Genomic DNA, 26,635 nt, shown 5'->3' on the forward strand with positions numbered 1-26,635 from the left:
TTCTGCCCCTGTCGTTTCGCCTGGTCGAGGACCTGGAGGCCGTGGCGGGAATCGAACCCGCGTAACTCGCTTTGCAGGCGAGTCCCTGAACCACTCGGGCACACGGCCGTGTTCGTGCTGAAGAACGTACGGGGTCGGGGACGCGGCGGAAAGGGGACGGGGTGGGGTGCAACGGGACTGCCATACGCCGTTCACGCAGCGGCGCGGGATGTACGACCAAGGGCCTAGCGGGGGTCGGACTCCTGACAGGGGCCAAAGGTGGTTGTGGGCCTTACTCTGGCGAACATGAGTGCCCTTGGATCCCGTGAGCCCGCTGTCCTCGATCCGCCCGCCGAGCAGGACGGCGGTGTGCTGAGCAGGGCGTACCGGGCGCTCAGTGTCGGGATCGTGTCCGTCGTGGTGCTCATCGCGTTCGAGGCGACGGCCGTGGGGACCGCCATGCCGGTGGCCGCGCGGGAGCTGGACGGGCTGGCGTTGTACGCGTTCGCCTTCTCCGGGTACTTCACCACCAGCCTCTTCGGGATGGTGCTCGCCGGGCAGTGGTCCGACCGGCGGGGTCCGCTCGGGGCGCTGACGACCGGCATCGCGGCCTTCGCGGTGGGGCTCCTCGTCGCCGGGACCGCGCAGGTCATGTGGATGTTCATCCTCGGGCGGGCCGTGCAGGGGCTCGGGGGCGGGCTGGTCATCGTGGCGCTGTACGTCGTCGTGGGACGCGCCTACCCGGAGCGGCTGCGACCCGCGATCATGGCGTCCTTCGCCGCCGGCTGGGTCGTCCCCTCCATCGTCGGCCCCCTCGCCTCCGGCGCCGTCACCGAGCACCTCGGCTGGCGCTGGGTCTTCCTCGGCATCCCGGCCCTCGTCGTGTTCCCGCTCGCCCTCGCCCTGCCCCAGATACGGCGGCGGGCGGCCGGCCCGGTGGACGCGGAGGCCGGTGCCGGCTCCTTCGACCGGCGGCGGATCCGGCTCGCGTCCGGGATCTCCCTCGGCGCCGGGCTCCTCCAGTACGCCGCCCAGGATCTGCGGCCCCTCGCCCTGCTCCCGGGACTGGCCGGGGTGGCCCTGCTGGTGCCCGCCGTTCTCGGGCTGCTGCCCCACGGCACCTACCGGGCCGCCCGCGGCCTGCCCTCCGTCGTCCTGCTGCGCGGGCTGGCCGCGGGGTCCTTCGTCGCCGCCGAGTCCTTCGTGCCGCTGATGCTGGTCACCCAGCGCGGTCTGTCCCCGACGCTCGCCGGGTTCTCGCTGGCGGCCGGCGGCGGGACGTGGGCGCTGGGCTCGTTCGTGCAGTCCCGGCCGCGCCTGGCGCCGTACCGGGAGCGGCTGATGACCGTGGGGATGGTGCTGGTCGCCGCCGCGATCGTCACCGCGCCGAGCGTGCTGCTGCACTCCGTGCCCGTGTGGACCGTGGCCGTCGCCTGGGGCGTCGGCTGCTTCGGGATGGGCCTGGTGATCTCCTCCACCAGCGTGCTGCTGCTCCAGCTGTCCGCCCCGGAGGAGGCCGGCGCCAACTCCGCCGCGCTCCAGATCTCCGACGCCCTCTCCAACGCCGTCCTCCTGGCGGGCACCGGCGCGGCCTTCGCGGCCCTGGGCGGAGGGAGCACCGCCGCCGCCACAGGGGCCGGCGGCGGGCATCCCGCCGCCTTCGCCGCCGTCTTCCTGCCGATGGCGGTGGTGGCGGTGGTGGGGGCCTGGGTGACGACGCGGCTGCGGGAGCGGACGGCGCCGGCGCGCTGAGTGCGGTGGGGCGCTCGGGGCTGTTGTGACGTCGCTCCCACCCGCGGGCGACCCGGGGTCGTCCGCGCGTTGAGCGGAGGGCGGCGCCGGTAGGGTGGCCCGGTTGTCATACGTAGCCGCCCTACCCCGCTCGGAGACCGTGACTACCACCGCCGCCTCGTCCGCTTCTTCCCACCACCTCTCGCCCGCCTTCCCGGGCCGGGCCCCCTGGGGTACCGCCAGCAAGCTGCGCGCCTGGCAGCAGGGGGCGATGGAGAAGTACATCCAGGAGCAGCCGCGTGACTTCCTCGCCGTCGCCACGCCCGGCGCCGGCAAGACCACCTTCGCGCTGACGCTGGCCTCCTGGCTGCTGCACCACCACGTCGTCCAGCAGGTGACCGTCGTCGCGCCCACCGAGCACCTGAAGAAGCAGTGGGCGGAGGCCGCGGGCCGGATAGGGATCAAGCTCGACCCCGAGTACAGCGCGGGCCCGCTCGGCAGGGAGTACGACGGCGTGGCCGTGACGTACGCCGGTGTCGGGGTGCGTCCGATGCTGCACCGGAACCGGGTCGAGCAGCGCAAGACGCTGGTGATCCTGGACGAGATCCACCACGCCGGCGACTCCAAGTCCTGGGGCGAGGCCTGCCTGGAGGCCTTCGAGCCGGCGACGCGGCGCCTCGCGCTGACCGGTACGCCGTTCCGGTCCGACACCAACCCCATCCCCTTCGTGACGTACGAGGAGGGGGCGGACGGGATCCGGCGGTCCGCCGCCGACTACACGTACGGCTACGGGTCGGCGTTGTCGGACGGGGTCGTCCGGCCGGTGATCTTCCTCTCCTACAGCGGCAACATGCGCTGGCGGACCAAGGCCGGTGACGAGGTCGCCGCGCGGCTCGGCGAGCCGATGACCAAGGACGCGATCAGCCAGGCCTGGCGTACGGCCCTCGACCCGCGCGGCGACTGGATGCCGAGCGTGCTGCGCGCAGCCGACCAGCGGCTGACCGAGGTACGCAAGGCCATCCCGGACGCGGGCGCGCTCGTCATCGCCTCCGACCAGGACTCCGCGCGCGCCTACGCCAAGCTCATCCGGGAGATCACCGGGACGAAGGCGACGCTCGTGCTGTCGGACGACGCCGGCGCGTCGAAGAAGATCGACGAGTTCAGCGCGAGCGACGACCGGTGGATGGTCGCCGTGCGGATGGTGTCCGAGGGGGTCGACGTGCCGCGGCTCGCGGTGGGCGTGTACGCGACGACCATCTCGACGCCGTTGTTCTTCGCGCAGGCCGTCGGGCGATTCGTACGGTCCCGGCGGCGCGGCGAGACCGCGTCCGTGTTCCTGCCGACCGTGCCCGACCTGCTGACCTTCGCCAACGAGATGGAGAAGGAACGGGACCACGCCCTCGACAAGCCGAAGAAGGAGGGCGAGGAGGACCCGTACGCCGCATCCGAGAAGGAGATGGAGGAGGCGAACAAGCAGCAGGACGAGGACACCGGTGAGCAGGACATGCTGCCCTTCGAGGCGCTGGAGTCCGACGCCGTGTTCGACCGGGTGCTGTACGACGGCGCCGAGTTCGGCATGCAGGCGCACCCCGGTAGCGAGGAGGAGCAGGACTACCTGGGGATCCCGGGACTGCTGGAGCCCGAACAGGTGCAGCTGCTGCTGCAGAAACGGCAGGCTCGGCAGATCGCGCACAGCCGGAAGAAGCCGGACACCGAGGCCGACCTGCTGGAGCTGCCGGCCGAGCGGCGGCCGGTGGTCACGCACAAGGAGCTGATGGAGCTGCGGAAGCAGCTGAACACGCTGGTCGGCGCGTATGTGCACCAGAGCGGCAAGCCGCACGGGGTGATCCACACCGAGCTGCGGCGGGTGTGCGGGGGGCCGCCGAGTGCGGAGGCCACGGCGGGGCAGTTGCGGCAGCGGATCGAGAAGGTACGGGAGTGGGCTACGCGCATGCGGTGACGCTGCGCTGGGCTTGGGCGGATGTGCTTTGCCCACCCGCCCACCCGACTCGGTCGGCTGAACAGGCACCGCCCAGCGGCTCCGCCCCGGACCCCGCGCCCAGGGTTCGCGCTGGATCACGGGTGGGTGGGATGCCGTGTCTGCGGGTGTGGCCGTGTGCGTATCCGGACGAATGGAGGCAGGCCGGAACTGGGCTTGCCCGGATTCTGGACGAAGACTTCCGCTGAGCGAACCGGCTTCGCTACTGTCCCGCTACGCACACGCCCCGTGGCAGCGCCGCCGCGGAGCGCAGCCGTGAAGCGACTCGGCCCGGGAGCCGCCGGGCCGTCCTGCCGATCGGCGGCCTCTCCAGCGCGTCGCCGACGGGACTCGGTGACGCATCCGCCGAACAGGGGCTGCCGACCTCACCGCCAAAGGAGTGGGCGTCGTGACCGCGGAGACCTCTCAGACGCTCGACCGGGGACTGCGCGTCCTCAAGCTGCTGGCCGACACGGACCACGGGCTGACCGTCACCGAGTTGTCCACCAAACTGGGCGTGAACCGGACCGTGGTGTACCGGTTGCTCGCGACGCTGGAGCAGCACGCGCTCGTACGGCGTGATCTCGGCGGGCGAGCCCGGGTCGGACTCGGCGTGCTGCGGCTCGGACGGCAGGTGCATCCGCTGGTACGGGAGGCCGCGCTGCCCGCGTTGCGGTCGCTCGCGGAGGACATCGGGGCGACGGCGCACCTCACCCTCGTGGACGGGTCCGAGGCGCTGGCCGTGGCGGTGGTGGAGCCCACCTGGACGGACTACCACGTGGCCTATCGGGCCGGGTTCCGGCATCCGCTGGACCGGGGTGCGGCCGGCAAGGCGATCCTCGCCGCGCGGCAGTCGGCGTCCTCCGATCCCGGGTACACGCTCACGCACGGGGAGCTGGAGGCGGGGGCGAGCGGCGCCGCGGCGCCCTTGGTCGGGGTGACGGGGGTCGAGGGCAGCGTGGGTGTGGTGATGCTCGCGGACGCCGTGCCCGAGCGGGTGGGGGCGCGGGTGGTGGAGGCGGCGAGGGAGGTCGCGGAAGCGTTGCGCTGAGCCCGTCGCGGCCGACGGCACCGCAGCGCCCCGGAAGGGACGCGCGGACCTGCGCGACCAGCCACCCGCTCGCCGCACTCGCCAACGGCCCCCGCATCCTCGGCACCGCCCGCACCCCCAGCACCGCGTGCACCGTCAGCACCCGGCCCCCCTCACCGCTTGCACCCCCCGTCACCCCTCGCACCCCTTGGCCACTGCTCCAATCCCGCTCTCCGACCTTTGGCCGATCCGCACACCCCCGCGCGCCCTCCCCTCCGCATCATCAAGGGCCAAGCAACCCCGAGGCGGAGGGAACGGCACGGTGGACAGAGTGGGGACGGCTGCCGCACCAGGTCGGCGGACAGGACGTACGGCAGGCAGGCTCACCCGGCGGCAGACCATCGGGGACCTCGTCGGTGAAGCCGCCGGGAGTCCGCTGAAGCGGACGATGGGCGTGGCCCAGCTCACCCTGCTCAGCGTGGGGGCCACCCTGGGCACCGGGATCTTCGTGGTGCTGGGGCAGGCCGTGCCTCAGGCCGGTCCCGCCGTCGTCGTGTCCTTCGTGCTGGCCGGCGTCACCGCTCTGTTCTCCGCGCTGTCGTACGCGGAGCTGGCCGGTATGATCCCCGGCTCCGGGTCGTCGTACAGCTACGCCTACGCCACCCTCGGCGAGCTGGTCGCCTGGGTCTGCGGCTGGTGTCTGATCCTGGAGTACGGGGTGTCGGTCGCCGCCGTCGCCGTGGGCTGGGGGCAGTACGTCAACGAGCTGCTGGAGCTCACCCTCGGCCTCTCCCTGCCCGCGTCCCTCAGCGCGCCGCCCGGCGCCGGTGGTGTGCTCAACGTCCCGGCCGCCCTCATCGTCGTCCTCGCCATGGTGGTGCTGCTGCGCGGCGCGAAGGAGAGCGCCGTCGCCAACACCGTCATGGTCGCCGTCAAGGTCGCGGCTCTGGTGCTGTTCTGCGCCGTCGCCTTCACCGCCTTCCGGGCCGGCAACTTCCAGCCCCTGTTCCCGCTCGGCGCGGCGGGCATGAGCGCCGGAGCGGCCTCCCTCTTCTTCTCCTACATCGGGTTCGACGCGGCCTCCACGGCGGGTGAAGAGGCGCGTGATCCGCAGCGGGACCTGCCCCGCGCGATCATCCTGTCCCTCGTCCTCGTCACCGCCCTGTACGTCCTCGTCGCCGTCGCCGCGCTCGGCGCGATGCCCTGGCGGGAGTTCGCGGGGACCGAGGCGACGCTGAGCGAGGTGCTCGTGCGGGCCGTCGGCGGCGGGAGCCTGTGGCCGGTCCTGCTGTCCGTGGGGGCCGTCGTCGCCACCACCAGCGTCGTGCTCACCGTGCAGTACGGGCAGATCCGCATCCTGTTCGCCATGGCCCGGGACGGACTCGTGCCGCCGCTGTTCGCCAAGGTGCACCCGCGCACCGGGGTGCCCCGCGCGGGCACCGTCATCGTCTCCGGCTTCATCGCCGTCCTCGCCGCGCTCGTCCCGCTCGGCAGCCTCGCCGACGCCACCAGCATCGGCACCCTCTTCGCGTTCATGCTGGTCAACCTGGCGGTGGTGCTGCTGCGCCGGCGCGACCCCGGCGCGCCCCGCTCCTTCCGGGTGCCGTTCTCCCCGGTCACGCCCCTGCTCGGCGTCGCCTTCTGCGGCTTCATGCTGTGCAGCCTCGGCGCCGACACCTGGATCGCGTTCGGCGCGTGGCTGGCGGCCGGGCTCGTCGTCTACGGCCTCTACGGCATCCGGCACTCCAAGCTCGCCCAGACCCAGGAAGACCCCGCATGACCGCCCTCGATCTCACCGCCGACGTCGTCACCCTGACCCGCGCCCTCGTCGATCTGCCCTCCGAGAGCGGGGAGGAGAAGCGGATCGCGGATGCCGTGGAAGCGGCCCTCCGGCGCCTGCCGCACCTCGTCGTGGACCGGGTCGGCAACTCCGTCGTCGCCCGCACCGACCTCGGGCGCGGCGAGCGTGCCCTGATCGCGGGGCACCTGGACACCGTGCCGGCCGCCGGGAACCTGCCCTCCCGGCTCGCCGGCGGGCGGGTCCACGGGCTCGGCGCCTGTGACATGAAGGGCGGGGTGGCCGTCGCGCTGCGGCTCGCGGCCACCGTGCCGGAGCCCGCCCGCGATCTCACGTACGTCTTCTACGAGTGCGAGGAGGTCGAAGGGGAGCGGAACGGGCTCGGCCGGATCGCCGCCGCCCGGCCGGGACTGCTGGAGGAGGCCGGCCTCGCGATCCTCATGGAGCCCTCGGACGCCGGTGTCGAGGCCGGCTGCCAGGGCATCCTGACCGCCGACATCGTGGTCAGGGGCGCCCGCGCGCACACCGCCCGCGCCTGGCAGGGCACCAACGCCGCGCACAAGGCGGGGCAGGTGCTCCAGCGGCTCGACGCACACGTCCCGGAGCGGGTCGTGATCGACGGACTGGAGTTCCGGGAGGGGATCAGCGCGGTCGCCGTACGCGCCGGGGTCGCCGGGAACGTCGTACCCGACGAGTGTGTCGTGACCGTCAACTGCCGTTTCGCGCCCAGCCGTTCGGCTCAGCAGGCGGAGGCGTACGTGCGGGGGCTCTTCCCGGAGTACGAGGTGCGGGTCACCGAGGTCACCGGAGGGGCGCTGCCGCACCTGGACCGGGTGGGCCCGCTGGTGGCCGCCCTCGGGGCCGAGCCGCGGGCCAAGCTGGGGTGGACCGACGTGGCCAGGTTCACCGCGCTCGGGGTGCCCGCGCTCAACTACGGCCCCGGCGACCCCTCGTTGGCGCACACGGCGGGGGAGTACGTCCCCGTGGCGCACCTGGAGCAGTGCGAGGCCCGGCTCAGGGCGTGGCTGCGCTGAGCCCGGCCAGCGTCCGCAACTGAAGCCACAGCACCAGCCGTTCGTCGGGGTCGTCCAGGTCGACCCCGGCGTGCTGCTGGAGCTGCCTGAGGCGGTAGCGGCAGGTGTTGGGGTGCACGGCCAGCAGCCTGGCCGCGCCGGCCATGTCGCAGCCCGCGTCGAACCAGCACACCAGCGTGCGCGCGTACTCGGTGCCGTGCCCGGCGTCGTACGCCAGCACCCGCCGCCACGCGCCCGCGCTCAACTCCCGGCGCCCCTCCATCACTTCGGCCAGCCGCAGCAGCGTCACCCGGGCCCGCACCTCGTCCACCACGGCCACCGGCAGGTCCGCGTCCAGGACCCGCAGCACCAGGTCGGCGTCCGCCCGCGAGTCCGTGAGCCCGTCCGCGTCCGGCACCAGCTCGCCGAGCGCCGCACGGACCGGCACCCGCAGTGCCTGCCCGGCCCGCGCCACGATGTCCCCGGCGAGCGCCCGGTGCCGCTCTCCCGGCCCGGGCAGCACCGCGTACACCACCCCGTCCAGCAGCACGCACGCGTGCCGGCCGTAGCGGGCCTCGCACTGCAGGCGTACGACGTCCAGCAGGCGCAGCGCGGTGCGTTCGGCGTCCGGGACGCTCGCGCCGGAGTCCAGGACGAAGGCCGCCACCCGGGCCGGGCCGTCGACGCCCAGGCGGGCGGCGGCCGTCGCCGGGTCGTCCGCCGTGCCGTCCAGGAGCCGGCGCAGCAGGTCGCCGCCCCGGTGCCGGGCCAGTTCCCGGGCCGCCCGGGCGCGCAGCAGGAGCAGCGCGGCGGTGGAGGCGCCCTGGGCGAGGGTGTCCTCGGCGTCCGGGGCGAGCGAGCCGCCGTCGATCACCCACACCGAGCCGAGGGTCTCCCCGCCGGCCCGGACCGGCATCGCCAGCCGGGGCAGGCCGCTGCCGGTCAGCGCGGGCAGCCGCACCGGCCGGTCGGCGGCGAACAGCCGCCGGTACTGCTCGGTGTTCTCGGCGCTGGCCGGCACCTGCCGGCCGAGGATGCCCTGCCGGCGGTCCTCGTCCACGGGCTGGCCGGGGACCGTGGAGTAGGCGAGGATCCGCTGGCGCGGGTCCTCGATGGCGGTGGCCCCGCCGGTCGCCGTCGCGACGGCGTCGGCCAGCGCGAACAGATCGCCGAGCCCGCTGTCGCCCGCCCCGGTGTCGGCGGCGAGGGCGGCGGGCCGGGCGGCGACAGCCGAGGCCAGCAGCAGATGGACCCGGTGCCAGGCCGCGTCGTCCGCGACCGACAGCAGGGCCACGCCGTGCTCCCGCGCCGCCGCGACCGGCCCGTCCGCGCCGCGCACCACCACCCCGGTCAGCCCCGCCTCCGCCGCCGCCTCCAGCAGGGGTCCCGCGTCCGCCGCCGGCACCCCGACCGCCAGCAGCAGCGCGCCGGGCAGCCTTGGGAGCGGGGTGCGGCCCTCGTACAGGACCGTCTCGGTGACCGGGGCGGTGAGCCCGGCGGGGGCGGTGTGCAGGCGCAGCGCGGGGGCGCCGACGACGTCCAGGAGGTCGCCGAGGGTGCAGGCGTCCATGAGTTCCTCAGCTTGCCGGTTGGCGGATGGTGCAACGAACGTACGCGTGCCTTGGCCGCTCGCACAACACATCCGCCTCCGGGGCCTCCGAGACTCGTCCCATGACAGGAGGAGCCACCATCCGTACCGTCCACGACGTCGCCGGGCTCGCGGCCGTCGCCGACCACTTCAGCGACGTCTGGCGGACACCCCGCACCGCCCCGCCCTACCCGGCCGAGGTCCTGCACAGCCTGGTCCACGCCGGCGGCGCCGTGCACGCCGCCCACGACGGGCAGCGGCTCGCCGGGGCGTCCGTCGCCGTCCTCGGCCCGGACCGGAGCACGTACTCCCTGGTGGCCGCCGCCGAGCGCGGTCTCGGGCACCGCCTGAAGCTGGCCCAGCGGGAGTGGGCCGTCGCCCTCGGCGCCCGCACCATGCGCTGGACCTTCGACCCGCTGGTCGGCCGCAACGCCCGCTTCAACCTGGTCAAGCTGGGTGCCGTCGGCACCGAGTACCTGGTCGACTTCTACGGCCCCATGACCGACGGCGTGAACGACGGCGACGAGAGCGACCGCCTGACGGTGACCTGGGACCTGACGGCGCGGGGAACGCCGTACGACGCCGAGCCGCACGGGCCCGTCCTGCGCGGCGCCCCCGACGGCGGGCCGCTCGTCCGGCGCGCCGGGCGGCACGTCTGGTGCCGGGTCCCGGACGACGTCGTCACGCTGCGCGCCGCCGATCCCGCCCTGGCGCTGCGCTGGCGGCACGCCGTGCGCGAGGTGTTCCTGGAGGCCTTCACGGAGGGGTTCCGGGCCACCGGGATGTCCCGCGACGGCTGGTACACGCTGACCCGGACCGAGGAGGCCGCGTGAAGCTGGAGCGCGTGGAGATCGTGCATGTGGCGATCCCGCTGGTCACCCCGTTCCGTACGTCCTTCGGGACCATGACGACGAAGGACACCTTCCTGCTGCGCGTCGTCACCGACTCGGCCGAGGGCTGGTCGGAGTTCGCCGCCGACCCCGAGCCGCTGTACTGCTCGGAGTTCGTCGCCGGCGCCGAGATCGTGCTGCGCGACTTCCTGCTGCCCCGCGTGGCCGCGCTCCCGCACCTCACCACGGCCGCGCTGGCCCCCGCCCTGGCGAAGATCAAGGGCCACGAGCTGGCGAAGGCGGCCCTGGAGACGGCCCTGCTCGACGCGGAGCTGCGCGGGTACGGCATGTCGCTCGCGACCTACCTGGGCGCGGTGCGGGACCGGGTGCCCGCCGGGGTCTCCGTCGGCATCAAGAACTCGGTGCCCGAGCTGCTGGACGACGTCGAGCGCTACCTCGCCGAGGGGTACGTCCGCATCAAGCTGAAGATCGAGCCCGGCTGGGACGTCGAGCCGGTGCGGGCGGTCCGCGAGCGCTTCGGCGACGACCTCCCCCTCCAGGTCGACGCCAACACCGCCTACACCCTCGCCGACGCCGAGCACCTGCGGCGGCTGGACGCGTTCGGGCTGCTGCTCATCGAGGAGCCGCTGGAGGAGAACAACCTGCACGCCCACGCGCAGCTCCAGAAGCGGCTGCGCACCCCGGTCTGCCTGGACGAGTCCCTGCACCACGCCCGGGACACCGCGTCCGCCATCGCCCTGGACGCCTGCCGGGTGGTCAACGTCAAGCCCGCCCGGGTCGGCGGCTATCTGGAGGCCCGCCGGGTCCACGACGTGGCCCACGCGCACGGGGTGCCGGTGTGGTGCGGCGGCATGCTGGAGACCGGCATCGGCCGCGCGCCCAACCTCGCCCTGGCCGCGCTGCCCGGGTTCACCCTGCCCGGGGACACCTCGGCGTCCAGCCGCTATTTCGCGGAGGACATCACCGAGCCGTTCGTCCTCGGCGCGGACGGCCGCCTGCCCGTCCCGGACGGCCCCGGCATCGGCGTCACGCCCCTGCCGGACGCGCTGCGCCGCTTCACGCGGGCGCGCCGGGACCTTCACAGGGCGTGACGGGACCCGAACGCGCCCGACCTCGCCCTGGCCGCGCTGCCCGGGGACACCTCGGCGTCCAGCCGCTGTTTCGCGGAGGACATCACCGAGCCGTTCGTCCTCGGCGCGGACGGCCGCCTGCCCGTCCCGGACGGTCCCGGCATCGGCGTCACGCCCCTGCCGGACGCGCCGGGACCTCTGCGCGGCATGACGGGTCCTGCACGCGGCAGAAAGGGCACGTGGTCGTCACGTTAGATTGACCTCGTGCTCTCACGTCTCACACGCCCCCAGGCCCTCGCCGTCTGCGCGCTGCCCGTCGTGGCCCTGCTCGCCACGGCGGCGTTCGCGCCGCTGCCGTTCTCGGTGGCGCAGCCCGGCATGACGGCGAACGTGCTCGGGCGGAACCAGGGCACCCCGGTGATCACGGTCTCGGGGGCGGAGACCCGTAGGACCAGCGGGCAGCTGCGGATGACCACGATCGAGGCGACCGGTCCGGATGCCCGGGTCGGGCTCGGTGACGTGGTCGACAGCTGGTTCCGCACCGACCGCGCGGTGCTGCCGCGCGACTCGGTCTACCCGAGCGGCGACACCGTCAAGGAGATCGAGCGGCACAACGAGGCGCAGATGCGGCAGTCCCAGGACGCGGCGACCCAGGCGGCGCTGAAGTACCTGGGACTCGGCGCCGGCCAGGTCAAGGTCACGCTGAAACTCGCCGACGTGGGCGGGCCCAGCGCGGGGCTGCTGTTCTCCCTGGGGATCATCGACAAGCTGGACGGCGACGGCAGCGGCGGCGACCTCACGGGGGGCCGCGTCATCGCCGGTACGGGCACGATCGACGCGGCCGGCAAGGTCGGCGCGGTCGGCGGGGTGGCCCTGAAGACGCAGGCCGCGCGCCGGGACGGGGCCACCGTCTTCCTGGTGCCGAAGGCGGAGTGCGCCGACGCCGAGGCGGAGCTGCCGAAGGGGCTGCGACTGGTCCCGGTGACCACGCTCAAGGGCGCGGTCGACTCCCTGGTGGCGCTGGAGACGGGCAAGGGCACGGTCCCGAGCTGTTGATTCCCAGGTCGCCTACGTCCGTTCGGCGTCCGCCGCCGCCTGCTCCACCAGCGGGATGATCCGCAGCGGAACGGGGTTCTCCATGACGATCGCCGTGGAGGCCCGGACGATGCCGTCGAAGCCGACGACCCGGTCGATCACCCGTTGCAGATCGGCGTTCGAGCGGGCCACCAGCCGGCACAGCATGTCCCCGCTGCCGGTGGTGGTCAGCAGCTCCAGCACCTCGGGCACGGTCGCCAGATGTGCCCGCACGTCCTGGCCCTGCCCCTGCCGGATCTGGAGGGTGGCGAACGCGGTGACCGGGTAGCCGAGGGCCGCCGGATCCACCTGCGGACCGAAGCCGCGGATGACCCCGTTCGACTGAAGCCGGTCGAGGCGCGCCTGCACGGTCCCGCGCGCCACGCCCAGCCGCCGGGACATCTCCAGCACCCCGATGCGCGGTTCCCGGGCCAGCAGCCCGATGATGCGCCCGTCCAGATGATCGATCGCCATGGGACCCCCTGAGATGGTCATCCTGTACAGAAAGACCGCCGGGACGGTCGTACCACTGGTCAGATTGCCCAGCGATAGCGCGAACTATTGCGCACCTTGCAGAGCAGAGCCACCCTTCCGCTATGACGCAGACCACAGACCTCACTCCCGACACGACCGCCCGGCAGGACGACCCCTTCCCGGTCAAGGGAATGGACGCGGTCGTCTTCGCCGTGGGCAACGCCAAGCAGGCGGCGCACTACTACTCCACCGCCTTCGGCATGCGGCTGGTCGCCTACTCCGGACCGGAGAACGGCAGCCGCGAGACCGCCAGTTACGTGCTGGAGAGCGGCTCCGCCCGCTTCGTCCTCACCTCCGTGATCAAGCCGAGCAGCACGTGGGGCCACTTCCTCGCCCAGCACGTCGCCGCGCACGGCGACGGCGTCATCGACCTGGCCATCGAGGTCCCGGACGCGCGCGCCGCGTACGCGTACGCCGTCGAGCAGGGCGCGAAGAGCGTCACCGAGCCGTACGAGCTGAAGGACGAGCACGGCACGGTCGTCCTCGCCGCCGTCGCCACCTACGGGGAGACCCGGCACACCCTGGTCGAGCGCACCGGCTACGACGGCCCCTACCTGCCCGGCTACACCGCCGCCAAGCCGATGGTCGAGCCGCCCGCCCACCGCGTCTTCCAGGCCATCGACCACTGCGTCGGCAACGTCGAACTCGGCCGGATGAACGAGTGGGTGGCCTTCTACAACAAGGTCATGGGCTTCACGAACATGAAGGAGTTCGTGGGCGACGACATCGCCACCGAGTACAGCGCGCTGATGTCGAAGGTGGTCGCGGACGGCACCCTCAAGGTCAAGTTCCCGATCAACGAGCCCGCCATCGCCAAGAAGAAGTCCCAGATCGACGAGTACCTGGAGTTCTACGGCGGCGCGGGCGTCCAGCACATCGCGCTCAACACCAACGACATCGTGCAGACGGTCCGCACCATGCGCGCGGCCGGCGTCGAGTTCCTCGACACCCCCGACTCGTACTACGACACCCTCGGCGAGTGGGTCGGCGACACCCGCGTGCCGGTCGAGACCCTGCGCGAGCTGAAGATCCTGGCCGACCGCGACGAGGACGGCTACCTGCTGCAGATCTTCACCAAGCCGGTCCAGGACCGCCCGACCGTGTTCTTCGAGCTCATCGAGCGGCACGGCTCCATGGGCTTCGGCAAGGGCAACTTCAAGGCGCTGTTCGAGGCGATCGAACGCGAGCAGGCCAAGCGGGGCAACCTGTAAGGGCGGGACCTACTCGCTGGGCGGCGGCTCGTCGGGTACGTCGCCCAGCTCCCGCAGCGTCTCCCGCGCCAGCGGCGCCTTCAGCGGCGAGAAGTACGGATTGATGCGCAGCGCCTCCTCCAGATGCCGCCGCGCGGGCGCGTACCGCTCCAGTTCCGCCTCGATCACGCCCCGGTGGAACGCGTACAGCGCGCTGCGCACCCCGCCCCCCTTCGCCTTGTCCGTCGCGGCGGTCGCGTAGGTCAGCGCCTCCTGGTCCTCACCGGCCCGGTGCAGCGCCCAGCCCAGCGCGTCGGCCACCTCGATCCCCGGCTGCCGCCGCCACTCCTCCCGCAACCGCTCCACGGCCTCCCACGGGTCCCCGTGGTCCGCCTCGAACCGGCCGATCAGCACCTCCTCGTCCACCCCGCCCGACACCGCCCGCCGCACCGCCGCCTTGAGCCGCGTGTACTGCTCCTCGGCGAGCCCGGGCTGCCCCAGCGACTCGTACAGCTCGCCCAGCTCCAGCAGATCCTCGGGGTCCGGCTGCTTCGCGACGGCGGCCCGGTACGCGGCCAGCGCCTGCGGCGTGCGCCCCAGCGCGGCCAGTGTCCGCGCCCGCCCGGCCGGTGCCGCCCGCTGGTCGGGATCGAGCCGCAGCGCGGCCTCGAAGTGCCGCAGTGCGTCCGGCAGGTCCCCGCGCTCCCACGCCAGCTGTCCCAGCGCGGTGAGCCACGCGGCCTGCTCCGCCGGGGTGCGGGCGGCGGCAGCCGCGTCGGTCAGCTGGGCCACCGCGTCCTCGCGCCAGCCCCGGTCCCGGTACACCGCAGCGGCCCGCGCCATCACGGCAGGCCGCGCCGTCGCATCGTTGCGCAGCGCCAGCAGCTTGTCCAGGGTGGAGCGGGCCTTCTCGTAGTCGCCGAGCCCGGTGTACGCGTCGATCAGCGGCGGATACGCCTGCCACCGCTTCGGCGCCGCCTTCAGCGCCTGCTCGCCGTAGCTCTTGGCCGCCGGGAAGTCCCGGCGCGCGAGCGCCAGCGCGGCCAGGCCGTCCAGCGCCTCGGTGTTCCGGCCGCCCCGCACCTCCAGCGAGGTCCGCAGCGCCCGCTCGGCCTTCGGATAGTCCGCCGCGTCACCCGCCCGGCGCCCACGTGCCACATACGCCGACCCCAGCACCGCCCACGCCCGGGCGTCCCGTGGCTGCGCCCGCACCCGCTGCTCCTGCCGCCCGATGAGCGCGGTCAGCCCGGGCAGCGCGGCCGGCACCCCGTAGGTCACCGTCGTCAGCGCCTGCGTCTGGACCCGTGGCCGCGCCTGCGGACCGGCGGCGGGCGGCACGGCCGGCCCGTGCCGCCGCTCGTGCGGCAGCAGCATCAGTACCGTGCCCGCCACGACACCGCCCGCCAGCGAGGCGACCAGTACCCGCCGCAGCACCCGCCGGGGCCGGGGCGGCGCCGGCGGCTCCGGGACCAGGGACGTACCCACGCACTGTCGGTTGTCCATGGCGCTCACTGTGCGTCAATACGACCAGCACATCCGCGTGGCCGCAGGGCGGCGCGGGCGGGGTTCACACCGATGGCCGCGAGTGACACGCTGTGATCATGAGCCGTATCGAAGCGCCGCGCGACGAGCACACCGGTAACCTCACCGACCGGCTCCTGGCCGGCCTGCCGCCCGAGGCCGTCCTCACCGACCCCGACGTCACGGCGTCCTACGCCCACGACATGGCGAGCTTCTGCCCGGCGGGCAGCCCCGCCGTCGTCGTCCTCCCGCGCACCGTCGAGCAGGTCCAGCACGTCATGCGCACGGCCACCGAGCTGCGCGTCCCCGTCGTCCCGCAGGGCGCCCGCACCGGCCTGTCCGGCGGCGCCAACGCCACCGACGGCTGCGTCGTGCTGTCCCTCACCAAGATGGACCGCATCCTGGAGATCAGCCCCGTCGACCGGATCGCCGTGGTGGAACCGGGCGTGGTCAACGCGACCCTGTCCCGCGCGGTCGGGGAACACGGCCTGTACTACCCGCCGGACCCCTCCAGCTGGGAGATGTGCACCATCGGCGGCAACATCGGCACGGCCTCCGGCGGCCTGTGCTGCGTCAAGTACGGCGTGACCGCCGAGTACGTCCTCGGCCTGGACGTCGTCCTCGCCGACGGCCGCCTGATGTCCACCGGCCGGCGTACGGCGAAGGGGGTCGCGGGCTACGACCTGACCCGGCTCTTCGTCGGCTCCGAAGGCTCCCTCGGCATCGTCGTCCGGGCGGTGCTCGCGCTCAGGCCCAAGCCGCCCCGGCAGCTGGTGCTGGCCGCCGAGTTCGCCTCCGCGGCGGCCGCCTGCGACGCCGTCTGCCGGATCATGGAGGGCGGTCACGTGCCGTCCCTCCTCGAACTCATGGACCGTACGACGGTCAAGGCGGTCAACGACCTCGCCCACATGGGGCTGCCCGAGACCACCGAGGCGCTGCTGCTGGCCGCGTTCGACACCCCGGACCCGGCGGCCGACCTCGCCGCCGTCGGCGCCCTGTGCGAGGCCGCCGGCGCGACACAGGTGGTCCCGGCCGAGGACGCGGCCGAGTCCGAACTCCTCCTTCAGGCCCGGCGGCTCTCGCTGACCGCGCTGGAGGCGGTGAAGGGCACGACGATGATCGACGACGTGTGCGTGCCCCGCTCGCGGCTCGGCGCCATGCTGGAGGGCGTGGAGCGGATCGCCGCCGCGTACGACCTCACGATCGGGCTCTGCGCGCACGCCGGTGACGGCAACACGCACCCCACCGTCTGCTTCGACGCCCGCGACCCCGAGGAGTCCCGCCGGGCCCGCGAGTCCTTCGACGAGATCATGGCCCTCGGCCTGGAGCTGGGCGGCACCATCACCGGCGAACACGGCGTCGGCGTCCTGAAGAAGGAGTGGCTGGCCCGGGAGATCGGCCCGGTCGGGGTGGAGATGCAGCGGGCGGTGAAGCAGGTCTTCGACCCGCTGGGCATCCTGAACCCGGGCAAACTCTTCTGACGGCACCCGGGCACGCTCGTCCGGTCCTTTCCCGGGGGCCGTTCACCGGGCGAGCAGCTGGCCGAGCGCGTCGTCGATGCCCAGCTGCCCGCCCTCCGTGCCCGGCGGCACCGCCCGCAGCGTCCGCTCCAGCCAGGCCGACACCTGCGGGACCGGCGCCTCCAGCAGCGCGTCGCCGTCCGGCGAACTCAGCGCCATCAGCACGACACCGCGCCCGCCCGCCCTCGTCGGCCACACCCGCACATCCCCGTGCCCGCACGGCCGGAACACCCCCTCCACCAGCAGGTCGCGGGCGAACGTCCAGCCGACGGGGTGGTCCGAGTCGGTGTGGAAGGTGATGTGGACGGCGTAGGGGTCGTCGGAGCGGTAGCCGAGCCGGGCCGGCACCGGCACGCTCCGCCCCGGTGACAGGATGAGCCTCAGCTCCAGTTCGCGCTCCACCACGGTGTGCCGCATGACCTGCGTCTCCTTTCGCGTCGGGGCCGCCAGGACGGGCCCGCACCGGGGGAGAGGGAGCAGGGGCCGGGCCATTACGCGGGTTCGAGGAACTTCTTTTCGCGAGCCCGGGGGAGTCCGGTGCGGTGTTGCCCGGAAAGGGGTGGGTCCGGCGGGAGTGGCGGTGCGGGATGCCCGGGTCTGATAGATGTGGAGGCCCCCATCCCACCCCCGAGCAGATACGGGACGACGGACATGAGCGCCCCAACCCCGGCCCCAGGCGATGACCGGCCCCGCGAGGGCTACTACCCGGACCCGTCCATCCCCGGCTACGTCCGGTACTGGAACGGCGCCTCCTGGGTGCCCGGCACGAGCCGCCCGGCGCCGGAGAACGGCGAACCGCTCACCCCGCCCCCCGGCGCCCGCCCGGCGTCCCCCTCCGTGGAGGAAACGGGCCCCCACTTCTTCGACGAGGACCCGCCGGACGGGGAGCAGCCGGGCGGCACGGGGCAGCAGGACCGGCAGGGCGGGCAGCCCGAGCGGGGTGCGCAGTGGGGCCGGCCGGGTGCGCCGGGCCGGCACGGTCAGCATGGTCAACCCGGTCAGCATGGTCAGCTCGGTGAACCCTGGGGCGCCGACCTCCGGGTGCCGGCCGAAGCCTCCGACGCCCCCGACGGCCGTGCCACCACCCGTACCGACGGCACCGCGACGATCCCGCCGACGGAGGACGACCCCCACGACCCCGGCACCTTCATCTTCCGCCGCCCGATCCCCGGCCCGGCGGCAGCCGACCGCACCGACGACGGCACGATGACCTTCCGCCCGGTCCCGTCCGCCCCGCCGGCCCCGTCCGGCACCGACAGCGGCCCGTCCGGCTTCGGTACGCAGGGTCCGGTCGGCGCGCCCGCGAACTCCGGCTTCGGCGCCGGAAAGGCCGCAGCGGCCCGCGCCGCCGCACAGACACCCCCGGCGGCCCAGGTACCGCAGGCGCCCTCCACCCCGCAGCCCTCCCCGGGGAGCCAGGGCCCACAGGCACCGTCCATCCCGCAGCCCTCCCCGGCGGCCCAGGTACCGCAGGCGCCCTCCACCCCGCAGCCCTCCCCCATGCCCCAGCCTTCCCCGGCCGCCCCCTCCCCGGTGGCCCCGTCGGTGCCCCACCAGGCAGGTCCCGTCCAGGCCGGTGCCCCCGTCCCCCCCCTGACCAGCGGACCCGGTGGCGGGCAGGCCTCCTGGGCGCAGCAGGTGCATCAGCTGGCCGGGGGCGGGGACGAGCAGCCCGTGGCGCCGTGGAAGCCGCCGGTGGAGGACCTCTTCCAGGCCGCGGCGCGCCGGCAGGCAGCCGCCCGCCCCGCCGGACTCGGCAAGCGGCTCGCCGCGCGGCTGATCGACCTGCTCGCCATCGGCGCCGTGACGGCCGCCGCGGCGGTCCCGCTCGGCATCCGGGCCGTGGACCACGTCCAGCAGAAGATCGACGCGGCCCGGCTCTCCGGCCGCGAGGTCACGGTCTGGCTGCTCGACGGCACGACCGGCACCAGCCTCGGCATCGTCCTCGCCGTCCTGCTCCTGGCCGGTGTCCTGTACGAGGTGCTGCCCACGGCCAAGTGGGGCCGCACCCTCGGCAAGAAGCTGTGCGGTCTGGAAGTGCGGGACATCGAGGCGCACGAGCCTCCGACGTTCGGCGCGGCGCTGCGGCGCTGGCTGGTCCTCAGCGTGCCGGGCCTGCTGGTCGTCGGGATCGTGGGCGTGCTGTGGTGCCTGTTCGACCGGCCCTGGCACCAGTGCTGGCACGACAAGGCGGCCCACACCTTCGTGGCCGGCTGAGCGCGCGTACTCCGTCCGGCCGTCTGCCGGATGCGGAGCCGGGATCTTCGGGTTCCACTCGGGCCATGAGCAGCGAACCGCCCCCCGGCTCCGGAGAGCAGCCCCCCGAGGACGACCCCTTCAGGAAGCGGCCCCCGTCGGACCAGGGTTCGGGCTCGCCGTACGACGCCCCGTACGGCGGCGCCCAGCCCCCTCCCCCCGGCGGCGGGGGCGGCCCTTACGGCGGTGGCCCCTACGACGGTGGCCCTTACGGCGGTGGTCCGGGCGGCGGTCCCTACGGCCCCGGCGGCTACCCCGCCGACCCGCTGGCCGGCATGCCCCCGCTCGCCGACAGCGGCAAACGGACGCTCGCGCGCATCATCGACATGATCCTGGTCGGCATCGTCGTGCTGCTGCTCACCTGGGCGTTCGGGGTGAGTGCGTACACGTTCGACGGCGAGCGCGCGGAGGTCGGCAGGTCCCTCGCCCAGTCCTTCATCGCGGCCGTGCTCTACATCGCGTACGACACCTTCATGATGACCAGGTCGGGGCAGACCCTCGGCAAGAAGTGGCTCGGCCTGCGGGTGGCCAACCTGGAGAACGGCGCCACGCCCTCCGTGCAGACGATGCTGATCCGCTCCCTGGTGCTGTGGGTGCCGTTCGCCTTCTGCTGCGCCTGCATCTGGACGGCCGTCTCGGGCGGTTGGAGCTTCTTCGACAAGCCGTACAAACAGGGCCTGCACGACAAGGCGGCCAAGACGGTGGTGGTCAGCACCGGTTGAGCCGCCTGCTGCGGGTCCTCACACGGCAGTGGCGGTTCCGGACATCCCGGAACCGCCACTGTCGCAACTCCGCGGTGCTGTGTCCCTGTCCGCTCACAGGGTCGTGGGGACGCGTTCCTCCTCCGCGACGGGCTCGGCGGGCACCCGCTCCGCGGGCGCCCCGGGGACGGGGACCGTCAGGGCGACCAGCAGGCCCAGCGCGAGTGCCGCGAGGGCGATGACGGCGACCCCGATGCCCGAACTCGTCTGGGACAGCAGCAGCATGGCGAGCGTCGAGAAGATCACGGTGCAGGAACCGTAGGCGAGCTGTGCGGCGGTCGGACGAGGCATGGCAATCGTGTCCTCGGCAGTCTTCGGAAGTCGGGGGTGCCACTCTGTTGGCCTGCATGCCCGAGCGGGACGCCCGGTAAGCGTGACCTAACCCACGGTACCGGTGCACAGGGGGCGCACGGAGTCACCGTCCCGGCCAAACGGGCGTTCGCTTGCGCCCGTTGACGGGGGGACACGTGTCCGTAAAGCGAACGCCACCTCCGCATAGTGCACTTGTCCTGCTCAAGTCAAGGTCTGTCTTTTCAGCTAAACCTCTAGTCAAATGTCGTCACTTGACTACACGCGTTGATCGTGCGCGCACGGATTCCTCCATGACCCGGAACCCTCTGTCCGTGTGCGCGGCGCGGGGGAGGAACTCAAGTGACCAGCACATCCTGGACGTTCAGAGCGGCCGCCATCGGCGTGACGCTCGCGGCGGCCTCCGCCACGTTCGCGACCTTCGCCGTCGCGGAGGCGAGCACCCAGGCCCGGAGCGCCGCGGCCAACCGGCACGACCCGGCTCCGGTGAAGCAGCGCGCGCACGACCTGGACGGCCCGCTGAGCAAGACCCAGGAGGCCCAGCGCGAGGAGGCCCTGAACCAGCTGATATCCGGCAAGGCCACCGCGAAGGAGCGCAACGGCTCCAAGGTCGTCGAGCTCAAGAGCCGCAAGGGCCGGAGCAAGTACGTCGAGCTGAGCCGCGAGAAGACCGACAAGATCTTCACGATCCTGGTGGAGTTCGGCGACCAGGCCGACCCCAAGTTCGGCGGCACCCCGGGCCCGCTGCACAACAAGATCGCCGCGCCGGACCGCAAGAAGGACAACTCGACGGCCTGGCAGAAGGACTACAACCGGAAGCACTACCAGGACCTCTACTTCGGCACCGGCAAGAAGACCGAGTCGCTGAAGAAGTACTACGAGAAGCAGTCCTCGGGCCGCTACTCGGTCTCCGGTGAGGTCACCGACTGGGTCAAGGTCCCCTACAACGAGGCCCGTTACGGCAACAACGCCTGCGGTGACACCAACTGCCCGAGCGTGTGGAACGTCGTCAGCGACGGCCTGAACGCCTGGGTCGCCCAGCAGAAGAAGGCCGGCCGTACCGACGCCGACATCAAGAAGGACCTCGCCAAGTACGACGAGTGGGACCGCTACGACTTCGACGGCGACGGCGACTTCAACGAGCCGGACGGCTACGTCGACCACTTCCAGATCGTGCACGCCGGTGAGGACGAGTCCGCCGGCGGCGGCGCCGAGGGCGAGAACGCGATCTGGGCCCACCGCTGGTACGCCTTCGGCACCGACGCCGGCGCCACCGGCCCCCAGAACAACAAGCTCGGCGGCACGCAGGTCGGCGACACCGGCATCTGGGTCGGCGACTACACCATCCAGCCGGAGAACGGCGGCCTCGGCGTCTTCGCCCACGAGTACGGCCACGACCTCGGCCTGCCGGACGAGTACGACACCGCCGGCGGCGACAACTCCACCGGTTTCTGGACGCTGATGTCCTCCGGCTCCTGGCTCGGCACCGGCAAGGAGTCCATCGGCGACCTGCCGGGCGACATGAACGCCTGGGACAAGCTCCAGCTGGGCTGGCTGAACTACGACACCGCCAAGGCCGGCAAGCAGTCCACGCACAAGCTGGGCGTCGCCGAGTACAACACCTGGGACAAGCAGGCCCTCGTGGTGACCCTGCCGGACAAGGCGGTCACCACCACCGTCACCGAGCCGGCGCAGGGCGCCACCCAGTGGTGGAGCGGCAGCGGAAACAACCTGAAGAACACGCTGACCCGTTCCGTCGACCTGACCGGCACGTCCTCGGCGAGCCTCACCCTGGACGGCTGGTGGGCCACCGAGGCCGGCTACGACTACGTCTACACCGAGGTCTCGACCGACGGCGGCGCCAACTGGACCGCCCTGGACGGCACGGCCGACGGCCAGGCCCTGCCGCGTGACGCCAGCGGAAAGCCTGCGCTGAGCGGCTTCTCGCAGACGCACAAGAAGCTGGCGTTCCCCCTCGACGCCTACGCGGGCAAGAAGATCGACCTGCGCTTCCGCTACGCCACCGACGGCGGTGTCGCGGAGAACGGCTTCACGGCCGACGAGATCGCCGTGACCGCCGACGGCACCCCGCTGTTCTCGGACAACGCCGAGACCGCGGACGCCGGTTGGACCGCGGACGGCTTCACCCGCATCGGCGCGTCCTTCACCAAGGACTACAAGCAGTACTACATCGCCGAGAACCGGCAGTACGTGTCGTACGACAAGACGCTGAAGACGGGCCCGTACAACTTCGGCTTCGCGTCGCGCCCGGACTGGGTGGAGCACTACCCGTACCAGAACGGCCTGCTGATCTGGAAGTGGGACACCTCCCAGGCGGACAACAACACGAACGCCGCCAACGGCCACCCGGGCACCGGTCTGATCCTGCCGATCGACTCGCACCCGAAGGCGCTGAAGTGGACCGACGGCACGCTGCTGCGCAACCGCATCCAGGCCTACGACTCGCCGTTCAGCATCTACGGCACGGACGGCATCACCCTGCACAAGGCCGACGTCGCGCTCAAGATCAAGGGCTCGAAGGGTGTCCGGGTCTTCAACGACCACACCAGCACCTACTACGACCCGTCGAACCGGACGGGTGGGGTGAAGGTCACTGACACCAACACCAAGATCACGATCGTCAAGGAGGCCAAGGACGGCTCCACGATCCAGCTCAAGGTCGGCCCCGCGGTGAAGTAGTCCGCATCACCGCAGGTCACAGGCGTATCGGCGGCAACCCCTTGGCGGGTTGCCGCCGGTCGTGTTTAGGTGCGTCCTGTGGACCGCTTATTGACACCGACCGGAACGGGGATGTGACCGCATGGCCGCTGGAGGCTTCTGCAAGCTGCCGAACGGCACGGTGGTGGTGGCGCTGAACCTGCCGTACGGCTCCGCCGGGGTGCGGGTTCTCGTGCACGCCCAGAACCGTGCCCGGGCCCTGACCAGGCTCCGGAACCTGGGACTGCGGGCGGTCTACCTCCGGGGCAACGCCGCGCCTCCGACGCCGGACGAGATCACGGCGGTCCTGCACCACCCCGACGGCCTGATATGGCGCACGGCCCCGGCCGACAACGGTGTCATCGTGAACGAGCTGTGGCGTCCGATCCGGGCGCTGCTGCGCGGGCCGGCGGTGGTGCGGCAGGGGTGACGCCCCTGTGGGGGTGGTGGCGCGGGTACGGCGACCGCGGGCCCTCGTGGCCGCCCGCGCAGTTCCCCGCGCCCCTTCGGGCGCTCCCCTACCCGCTGACCACCGGCTTGCCGGTCAGTTCCACGCCCGCTTCCCGCAGCTCCTCCAGGGCCCGTTCCGTCGTCTCCGGGGCCACGCCCGCCGTCAGGTCCAGGAGAACCTGCGTGCGGAAGCCCTCTCTCGCGGCGTCCAGGGCCGTGGCCCGTACGCAGTGGTCCGTGGCGATGCCCACCACGTCCACCTCCGTGATCTCCCGGGCGTGGAGCCAGTCGGCCAGGGGGACGCCGTTCTCGTCCGTGCCCTCGAAGCCGCTGTACGCCGCCGCGTAGGCACCCTTGTCGAAGACGGCGTCCACCGCGCCGGAGGCGACGGCCGGGGCGAAGTTCGGGTGGAAGCCCACCCCCTCGGTGCCCGCGACGCAGTGCGCGGGCCAGGAGCGGACGTAGTCGGGGTTGTCCGCGAAGTGGCCGCCGGGCGCGATGTGGTGGTCGCGGGTGGCCACCACATGCCGGTACCCGGTGCCCGCCGCCTGGCCGATCAGCTCGGTGATGGCGGCGGCCACGTCGGCACCGCCGGCCACCGCGAGGCTGCCCCCCTCGCAGAAGTCGTTCTGCACGTCTACGACGATCAAGGCGCGGCGCATGGTGGGTGTCCTTCGACTGAGAGTGAAGTAACTGAGCCTAGAGAATTCCGGGCTCCTGCGGGAGGGGGCGTCGAGGGGCGGACGGGGTCCCGCTCTGGCTACCCGAGCGCCCGTCGACGTACTCCGTCGGAATGACGGGTTCCCCCCTGGACAGCTGGGTAGCGGAGAGCGGCAGATTCGCGCGGGCCGCGATGTGGCGGTCGCGGGGCACGTCCAGCGGCTCCCGGGCGACCACCTGGCCGCCCTTGATCAGCTGCACCAGCAGCTGCCGGTCGGCCAGCTCGGCCGGGACCGGCCCGGTGCCGACGACCTCGGCCTCCGCGACCCCCTCCGCGTCCAGCCGGCGCGCCGCCCACTTGCGGCCCCCGATGGACGTCTTGCCGCCGCTGGACTTCTTCGCGACCGGCAGCAGCGGCGCCTTCGGGTCGGCGGACTCGGCGCGGGCGACCAGCTTGTAGACCATGGAGGAGGTCGGGTGCCCGGAGCCGGTCACCAGCTGGGTGCCGACGCCGTACGCGTCCACGGGCGCGGCGGCCAGCGAGGCGATGGCGTACTCGTCCAGGTCGGAGGTCACGATGATCTTGGTGTCGGTCGCGCCCAGCTCGTCCAGCTGCTGCCGCACCCGGTGGGCCACCAGCAGCAGGTCGCCGGAGTCGATGCGGACCGCGCCCAGCTCGGGGCCGGCCACCTCCACCGCCGTACGGACGGCCTCGGCGACGTCGTAGGTGTCCACCAGGAGGGTCGTGCCCCGGCCGAGGGTGTCGACCTGGGCCTGGAAGGCGTCCCGCTCGCGGTCGTGCAGCAGGGTGAAGGCGTGGGCGGAGGTGCCGACGGTCGGGATGCCGTAGCGGAAGCCGGCGGCCAGGTCGGAGGTGGTCGCGAAGCCGCCGACGTAGGCGGCGCGGGCGGCGGCCACCGCGGCCAGCTCGTGGGTGCGGCGGGCGCCCATCTCGATCAGCGGGCGCCCGCCGGCGGCGGAGGCCATCCGGGAGGCCGCGGCGGCGATGGCGGAGTCGTGGTTGAGGATGGAGAGGATCACGGTCTCCAGCAGGACGCACTCGGCGAAGCTGCCCTCGACGCGCATGATCGGGGAACCGGGGAAGTACACCTCGCCCTCGGGGTAGCCCCAGATGTCCCCGCCGAAGCGGTAGTCGGCGAGCCATCGCAGCGTCTCCTCGTCGACGATGTCCCGCTCGCGCAGGAAGCCGAGGACGCCGGAGTCGAAGCGGAAGTTCTCCACCGCGTCCAGGACGCGGCCGGTGCCGGCCACCACGCCGTAGCGGCGCCCGTTCGGCAGCCGCCGCGTGAAGACCTCGAACACGCTCCGCCGTTCGGCCGTACCGGCCTTCAGGGCGGCGCGCAGCATCGTCAGCTCGTACTGGTCCGTGAAGAGCGCTGTCGAGGGAACGTCCACCGGCAGCCCAAGGTCCGCTGTGTTCATGACGAGGAATCGTACTCCCTTTTCGTCGGTGTGACGATTTATGGAGGCCGTGGCAGCATGGGCTGTGTGACGTCACCCGCGCCCGTAGAGATCGAACGCACCGAGTCGGCGGAGGAGGTCTTCGCCGTACCCGAGCCCGACGTCCCCTGGGTCACGATCGTCCACAACGACCCGGTCAACCTCATGAGCTACGTGACGTACGTCTTCCAGACGTACTTCGGCTACTCCAAGGACAAGGCCACCAAGCTCATGCTCGACGTCCACCACAAGGGCCGGGCGGTCGTCTCCAGCGGGACCCGCGAGGAGATGGAACGCGACGTGCAGGCGATGCACGGCTACGGTCTGTGGGCCACCCTCCAGCAGGACCGGAAGTAAACGCACCCAGATGCCCGGACACTTCGAACCGCTCCCCGGCGGCGGCGCGGCCGTCGCCCTCGACGACGTCGAGATCTCCATCATCCGGTCGCTGGCCGTCCAGCTCCTGGAGCTCATCGGTCCCGGACCCGGCGCCGACGCCCCGGACGACCCGCTCGCCGAGCTGTTCGCGGAGGGGCCGAGCGAGCCGCCCGCCGACCCGGTGCTCCGCAGGCTCTTCCCGGACGCCTACAGCGACCCGGAGGAGATCCCCGCCTCGTCGGCCGAGGCCGAGGAGCGGCGGGCGCACTCCGCCGAGTTCCGCCGCTTCACCGAGAACGACCTGCGCGCCGGCAAGCGGGAGAACGCGCTCGGGGTGATCCGCAGCCTGGACGCGCTCGCCCCGGTCGACGAGGGCGGGGCGGTGCTCAAGCTGTCCCCGCAGGAGTCCCGGCAGTGGCTCGGCGCCCTCAACGATCTGCGGCTGGCGATCGGTTCCCGGCTGGAGATCACCGACGAGGACGACACCGACCTGCTCTACCGGCTCCCGGACGAGGACCCGCGCAAGCCGATGGTCCTGGCCTATCTGTGGCTCGGCGGGCTCCAGGAGACCCTGGTGACGACCCTGATGCCGTAGTTCGTGCGGTTTTGGCCCCCGGAAGTGTTCGCTCAGAGGACGCTCAAATCCGGATAACGATCCCGTCACCTTTGTGGCCTGTTTTGCCGCATTCGGGCGCTCTTTGTCCGCTTTTACCTGTGTGATGCGCCACATCGCGCCCCTGTGATCAATATTGCGGCCGTGATAAA

23 protein-coding genes, 1 tRNA gene and 1 pseudogene are annotated in these 26,635 nt (G+C 72.7%); 17 read left to right on the top strand and 8 right to left on the bottom strand.

Annotation, left to right across the window (positions count from 1 at the left end):
- Positions 1-33: 33 nt before the first annotated feature.
- Positions 34-108: transfer RNA gene (locus AB0L21_RS04000), tRNA-Cys, on the bottom strand.
- A gap of 177 nt (positions 109-285) precedes the next feature.
- Here AB0L21_RS04000 and AB0L21_RS04005 point away from each other — a divergent pair.
- From AB0L21_RS04005 to dapE, 5 genes are all read left to right on the top strand, one after another.
- Positions 286-1,731 carry an MFS transporter gene (locus AB0L21_RS04005; protein WP_365782071.1) on the top strand — a complete coding sequence of 482 codons (1,446 nt, stop codon included), beginning with the start codon at positions 286-288 and terminating at the stop codon, positions 1,729-1,731.
- A 139-nt stretch (positions 1,732-1,870) separates the two neighbouring features.
- On the top strand, positions 1,871-3,670 hold the full coding sequence (locus AB0L21_RS04010) for a DEAD/DEAH box helicase (protein WP_365782073.1): 1,800 nt from the start codon (positions 1,871-1,873) through the stop codon (positions 3,668-3,670).
- Positions 3,671-4,097: 427 nt separating this feature from the next.
- Complete coding sequence (locus AB0L21_RS04015; RefSeq protein WP_365782075.1) at positions 4,098-4,739, top strand: helix-turn-helix domain-containing protein; 642 nt, start codon at positions 4,098-4,100, stop codon at positions 4,737-4,739.
- Between the two features lie 301 nt (positions 4,740-5,040).
- Positions 5,041-6,498 (top strand): amino acid permease, encoded by a 1,458-nt coding sequence (locus AB0L21_RS04020; protein ID WP_365703502.1) that lies wholly within the window; start codon positions 5,041-5,043, stop codon positions 6,496-6,498.
- Positions 6,495-7,550 carry a succinyl-diaminopimelate desuccinylase gene (dapE, locus tag AB0L21_RS04025; protein ID WP_365703500.1) on the top strand — a complete coding sequence of 352 codons (1,056 nt, stop codon included), beginning with the start codon at positions 6,495-6,497 and terminating at the stop codon, positions 7,548-7,550. The genes AB0L21_RS04020 and dapE overlap by 4 nt, the downstream gene beginning before the upstream one ends.
- Here dapE and AB0L21_RS04030 read toward each other — a convergent pair.
- Positions 7,531-9,099, bottom strand: coding sequence for a helix-turn-helix domain-containing protein (locus AB0L21_RS04030; RefSeq protein WP_365782077.1), 1,569 nt, complete (start codon positions 9,097-9,099; stop codon positions 7,531-7,533). The genes dapE and AB0L21_RS04030 overlap by 20 nt on opposite strands.
- Before the next feature lie 101 nt (positions 9,100-9,200).
- Here AB0L21_RS04030 and AB0L21_RS04035 point away from each other — a divergent pair, with 101 nt between their 5' ends.
- From AB0L21_RS04035 to AB0L21_RS04050, 4 genes and pseudogenes are all read left to right on the top strand, one after another.
- On the top strand, positions 9,201-9,950 hold the full coding sequence (locus AB0L21_RS04035) for a chorismate synthase (protein ID WP_365703496.1): 750 nt from the start codon (positions 9,201-9,203) through the stop codon (positions 9,948-9,950).
- Complete coding sequence (gene menC / locus AB0L21_RS04040) at positions 9,947-11,059, top strand: o-succinylbenzoate synthase (RefSeq protein WP_365782079.1); 1,113 nt, start codon at positions 9,947-9,949, stop codon at positions 11,057-11,059. Before AB0L21_RS04035 ends, menC begins: the two co-directional genes overlap by 4 nt.
- Positions 11,060-11,071: 12 nt before the next feature.
- Positions 11,072-11,293: pseudogene (locus tag AB0L21_RS04045) on the top strand (hypothetical protein); the annotation flags it as partial.
- Positions 11,294-11,302: 9 nt separating this feature from the next.
- Positions 11,303-12,094 (top strand): S16 family serine protease, encoded by a 792-nt coding sequence (locus AB0L21_RS04050; RefSeq protein ID WP_365703492.1) that lies wholly within the window; start codon positions 11,303-11,305, stop codon positions 12,092-12,094.
- 12 nt (positions 12,095-12,106) lie between these two features.
- Here AB0L21_RS04050 and AB0L21_RS04055 read toward each other — a convergent pair whose 3' ends face one another.
- Positions 12,107-12,586, bottom strand: coding sequence for an Lrp/AsnC family transcriptional regulator (locus tag AB0L21_RS04055; RefSeq protein WP_365782081.1), 480 nt, complete (start codon positions 12,584-12,586; stop codon positions 12,107-12,109).
- A gap of 122 nt (positions 12,587-12,708) precedes the next feature.
- Here AB0L21_RS04055 and hppD point away from each other — a divergent pair, with 122 nt between their 5' ends.
- Positions 12,709-13,857, top strand: coding sequence for a 4-hydroxyphenylpyruvate dioxygenase (gene hppD / locus AB0L21_RS04060; protein ID WP_365782083.1), 1,149 nt, complete (start codon positions 12,709-12,711; stop codon positions 13,855-13,857).
- A gap of 9 nt (positions 13,858-13,866) precedes the next feature.
- Here the strand turns inward: hppD and AB0L21_RS04065 are convergent, their stop codons facing one another.
- Complete coding sequence (locus AB0L21_RS04065; RefSeq protein ID WP_365782085.1) at positions 13,867-15,339, bottom strand: tetratricopeptide repeat protein; 1,473 nt, start codon at positions 15,337-15,339, stop codon at positions 13,867-13,869.
- 92 nt (positions 15,340-15,431) lie between these two features.
- On the opposite strand from AB0L21_RS04065, the gene AB0L21_RS04070 reads away from it, so the two are divergent.
- Entirely contained in the window at positions 15,432-16,838 is a 1,407-nt protein-coding gene (locus AB0L21_RS04070; protein ID WP_365703484.1) for an FAD-linked oxidase C-terminal domain-containing protein, read from the top strand.
- Positions 16,839-16,880: 42 nt separating this feature from the next.
- Here AB0L21_RS04070 and AB0L21_RS04075 read toward each other — a convergent pair whose 3' ends face one another.
- Complete coding sequence (locus AB0L21_RS04075; RefSeq protein WP_365782087.1) at positions 16,881-17,294, bottom strand: SsgA family sporulation/cell division regulator; 414 nt, start codon at positions 17,292-17,294, stop codon at positions 16,881-16,883.
- Positions 17,295-17,528: 234 nt separating this feature from the next.
- On the opposite strand from AB0L21_RS04075, the gene AB0L21_RS04080 reads away from it, so the two are divergent.
- Together AB0L21_RS04080 and AB0L21_RS04085 are read left to right on the top strand one after the other, a co-directional pair.
- On the top strand, positions 17,529-19,094 hold the full coding sequence (locus AB0L21_RS04080; RefSeq protein ID WP_365782089.1) for an RDD family protein: 1,566 nt from the start codon (positions 17,529-17,531) through the stop codon (positions 19,092-19,094).
- Between the two features lie 65 nt (positions 19,095-19,159).
- Positions 19,160-19,855 (top strand): RDD family protein, encoded by a 696-nt coding sequence (locus AB0L21_RS04085; RefSeq protein ID WP_365782091.1) that lies wholly within the window; start codon positions 19,160-19,162, stop codon positions 19,853-19,855.
- Between the two features lie 93 nt (positions 19,856-19,948).
- On the opposite strand, the gene AB0L21_RS04090 is transcribed toward AB0L21_RS04085, so the two are convergent.
- Entirely contained in the window at positions 19,949-20,185 is a 237-nt protein-coding gene (locus tag AB0L21_RS04090; RefSeq protein ID WP_365703476.1) for a hypothetical protein, read from the bottom strand.
- A 360-nt stretch (positions 20,186-20,545) separates the two neighbouring features.
- On the opposite strand from AB0L21_RS04090, the gene AB0L21_RS04095 reads away from it, so the two are divergent.
- Both AB0L21_RS04095 and AB0L21_RS04100 read left to right on the top strand, forming a co-directional pair.
- A complete protein-coding gene (locus AB0L21_RS04095; RefSeq protein ID WP_365782094.1) occupies positions 20,546-22,903 on the top strand; it encodes an immune inhibitor A domain-containing protein in 2,358 nt (785 codons plus the stop codon).
- 121 nt (positions 22,904-23,024) lie between these two features.
- Complete coding sequence (locus AB0L21_RS04100) at positions 23,025-23,351, top strand: hypothetical protein (protein ID WP_365703472.1); 327 nt, start codon at positions 23,025-23,027, stop codon at positions 23,349-23,351.
- 88 nt (positions 23,352-23,439) lie between these two features.
- Here AB0L21_RS04100 and AB0L21_RS04105 read toward each other — a convergent pair whose 3' ends face one another.
- Together AB0L21_RS04105 and AB0L21_RS04110 are read right to left on the bottom strand one after the other, a co-directional pair.
- Positions 23,440-24,033, bottom strand: a complete 594-nt coding sequence (locus tag AB0L21_RS04105; RefSeq protein WP_365703470.1) for an isochorismatase family protein — start codon at positions 24,031-24,033, stop codon at positions 23,440-23,442.
- Between the two features lie 37 nt (positions 24,034-24,070).
- Complete coding sequence (locus AB0L21_RS04110; protein WP_365782097.1) at positions 24,071-25,474, bottom strand: nicotinate phosphoribosyltransferase; 1,404 nt, start codon at positions 25,472-25,474, stop codon at positions 24,071-24,073.
- Positions 25,475-25,531: 57 nt separating this feature from the next.
- Here AB0L21_RS04110 and clpS point away from each other — a divergent pair, with 57 nt between their 5' ends.
- Together clpS and AB0L21_RS04120 are read left to right on the top strand one after the other, a co-directional pair.
- Positions 25,532-25,849: an ATP-dependent Clp protease adapter ClpS gene (gene clpS, locus AB0L21_RS04115; RefSeq protein WP_188290919.1), complete on the top strand. Its 318-nt coding sequence runs from the start codon at positions 25,532-25,534 to the stop codon at positions 25,847-25,849.
- Positions 25,850-25,859: 10 nt separating this feature from the next.
- Positions 25,860-26,465, top strand: a complete 606-nt coding sequence (locus AB0L21_RS04120; RefSeq protein WP_365703465.1) for a DUF2017 domain-containing protein — start codon at positions 25,860-25,862, stop codon at positions 26,463-26,465.
- Positions 26,466-26,635 lie beyond the last annotated feature (170 nt).

Origin of the sequence: Streptomyces sp. NPDC052721, from assembly GCF_040678315.1 — a bacterium.
GTDB lineage: Bacteria > Actinomycetota > Actinomycetes > Streptomycetales > Streptomycetaceae > Streptomyces.

Excerpts from the sequence above, each read along its gene's own strand:
- AB0L21_RS04005 (WP_365782071.1), top strand. The coding sequence starts at position 286 with ATGAGTGCCCTTGGATCCCGTGAGCCCGCTGTCCTCGATCCGCCCGCC.
- dapE (WP_365703500.1), top strand. The coding sequence starts at position 6,495 with ATGACCGCCCTCGATCTCACCGCCGACGTCGTCACCCTGACCCGCGCC.
- AB0L21_RS04030 (WP_365782077.1), bottom strand. The coding sequence starts at position 9,099 with ATGGACGCCTGCACCCTCGGCGACCTCCTGGACGTCGTCGGCGCCCCC.
- AB0L21_RS04035 (WP_365703496.1), top strand. The coding sequence starts at position 9,201 with ATGACAGGAGGAGCCACCATCCGTACCGTCCACGACGTCGCCGGGCTC.
- AB0L21_RS04055 (WP_365782081.1), bottom strand. The coding sequence starts at position 12,586 with ATGGCGATCGATCATCTGGACGGGCGCATCATCGGGCTGCTGGCCCGG.
- hppD (WP_365782083.1), top strand. The coding sequence starts at position 12,709 with ATGACGCAGACCACAGACCTCACTCCCGACACGACCGCCCGGCAGGAC.
- AB0L21_RS04065 (WP_365782085.1), bottom strand. The coding sequence starts at position 15,339 with ATGGACAACCGACAGTGCGTGGGTACGTCCCTGGTCCCGGAGCCGCCG.
- AB0L21_RS04075 (WP_365782087.1), bottom strand. The coding sequence starts at position 17,294 with ATGCGGCACACCGTGGTGGAGCGCGAACTGGAGCTGAGGCTCATCCTG.
- AB0L21_RS04080 (WP_365782089.1), top strand. The coding sequence starts at position 17,529 with ATGAGCGCCCCAACCCCGGCCCCAGGCGATGACCGGCCCCGCGAGGGC.
- AB0L21_RS04085 (WP_365782091.1), top strand. The coding sequence starts at position 19,160 with ATGAGCAGCGAACCGCCCCCCGGCTCCGGAGAGCAGCCCCCCGAGGAC.
- AB0L21_RS04090 (WP_365703476.1), bottom strand. The coding sequence starts at position 20,185 with ATGCCTCGTCCGACCGCCGCACAGCTCGCCTACGGTTCCTGCACCGTG.
- AB0L21_RS04100 (WP_365703472.1), top strand. The coding sequence starts at position 23,025 with ATGGCCGCTGGAGGCTTCTGCAAGCTGCCGAACGGCACGGTGGTGGTG.
- AB0L21_RS04105 (WP_365703470.1), bottom strand. The coding sequence starts at position 24,033 with ATGCGCCGCGCCTTGATCGTCGTAGACGTGCAGAACGACTTCTGCGAG.
- AB0L21_RS04110 (WP_365782097.1), bottom strand. The coding sequence starts at position 25,474 with ATGAACACAGCGGACCTTGGGCTGCCGGTGGACGTTCCCTCGACAGCG.
- clpS (WP_188290919.1), top strand. The coding sequence starts at position 25,532 with ATGGGCTGTGTGACGTCACCCGCGCCCGTAGAGATCGAACGCACCGAG.
- AB0L21_RS04120 (WP_365703465.1), top strand. The coding sequence starts at position 25,860 with ATGCCCGGACACTTCGAACCGCTCCCCGGCGGCGGCGCGGCCGTCGCC.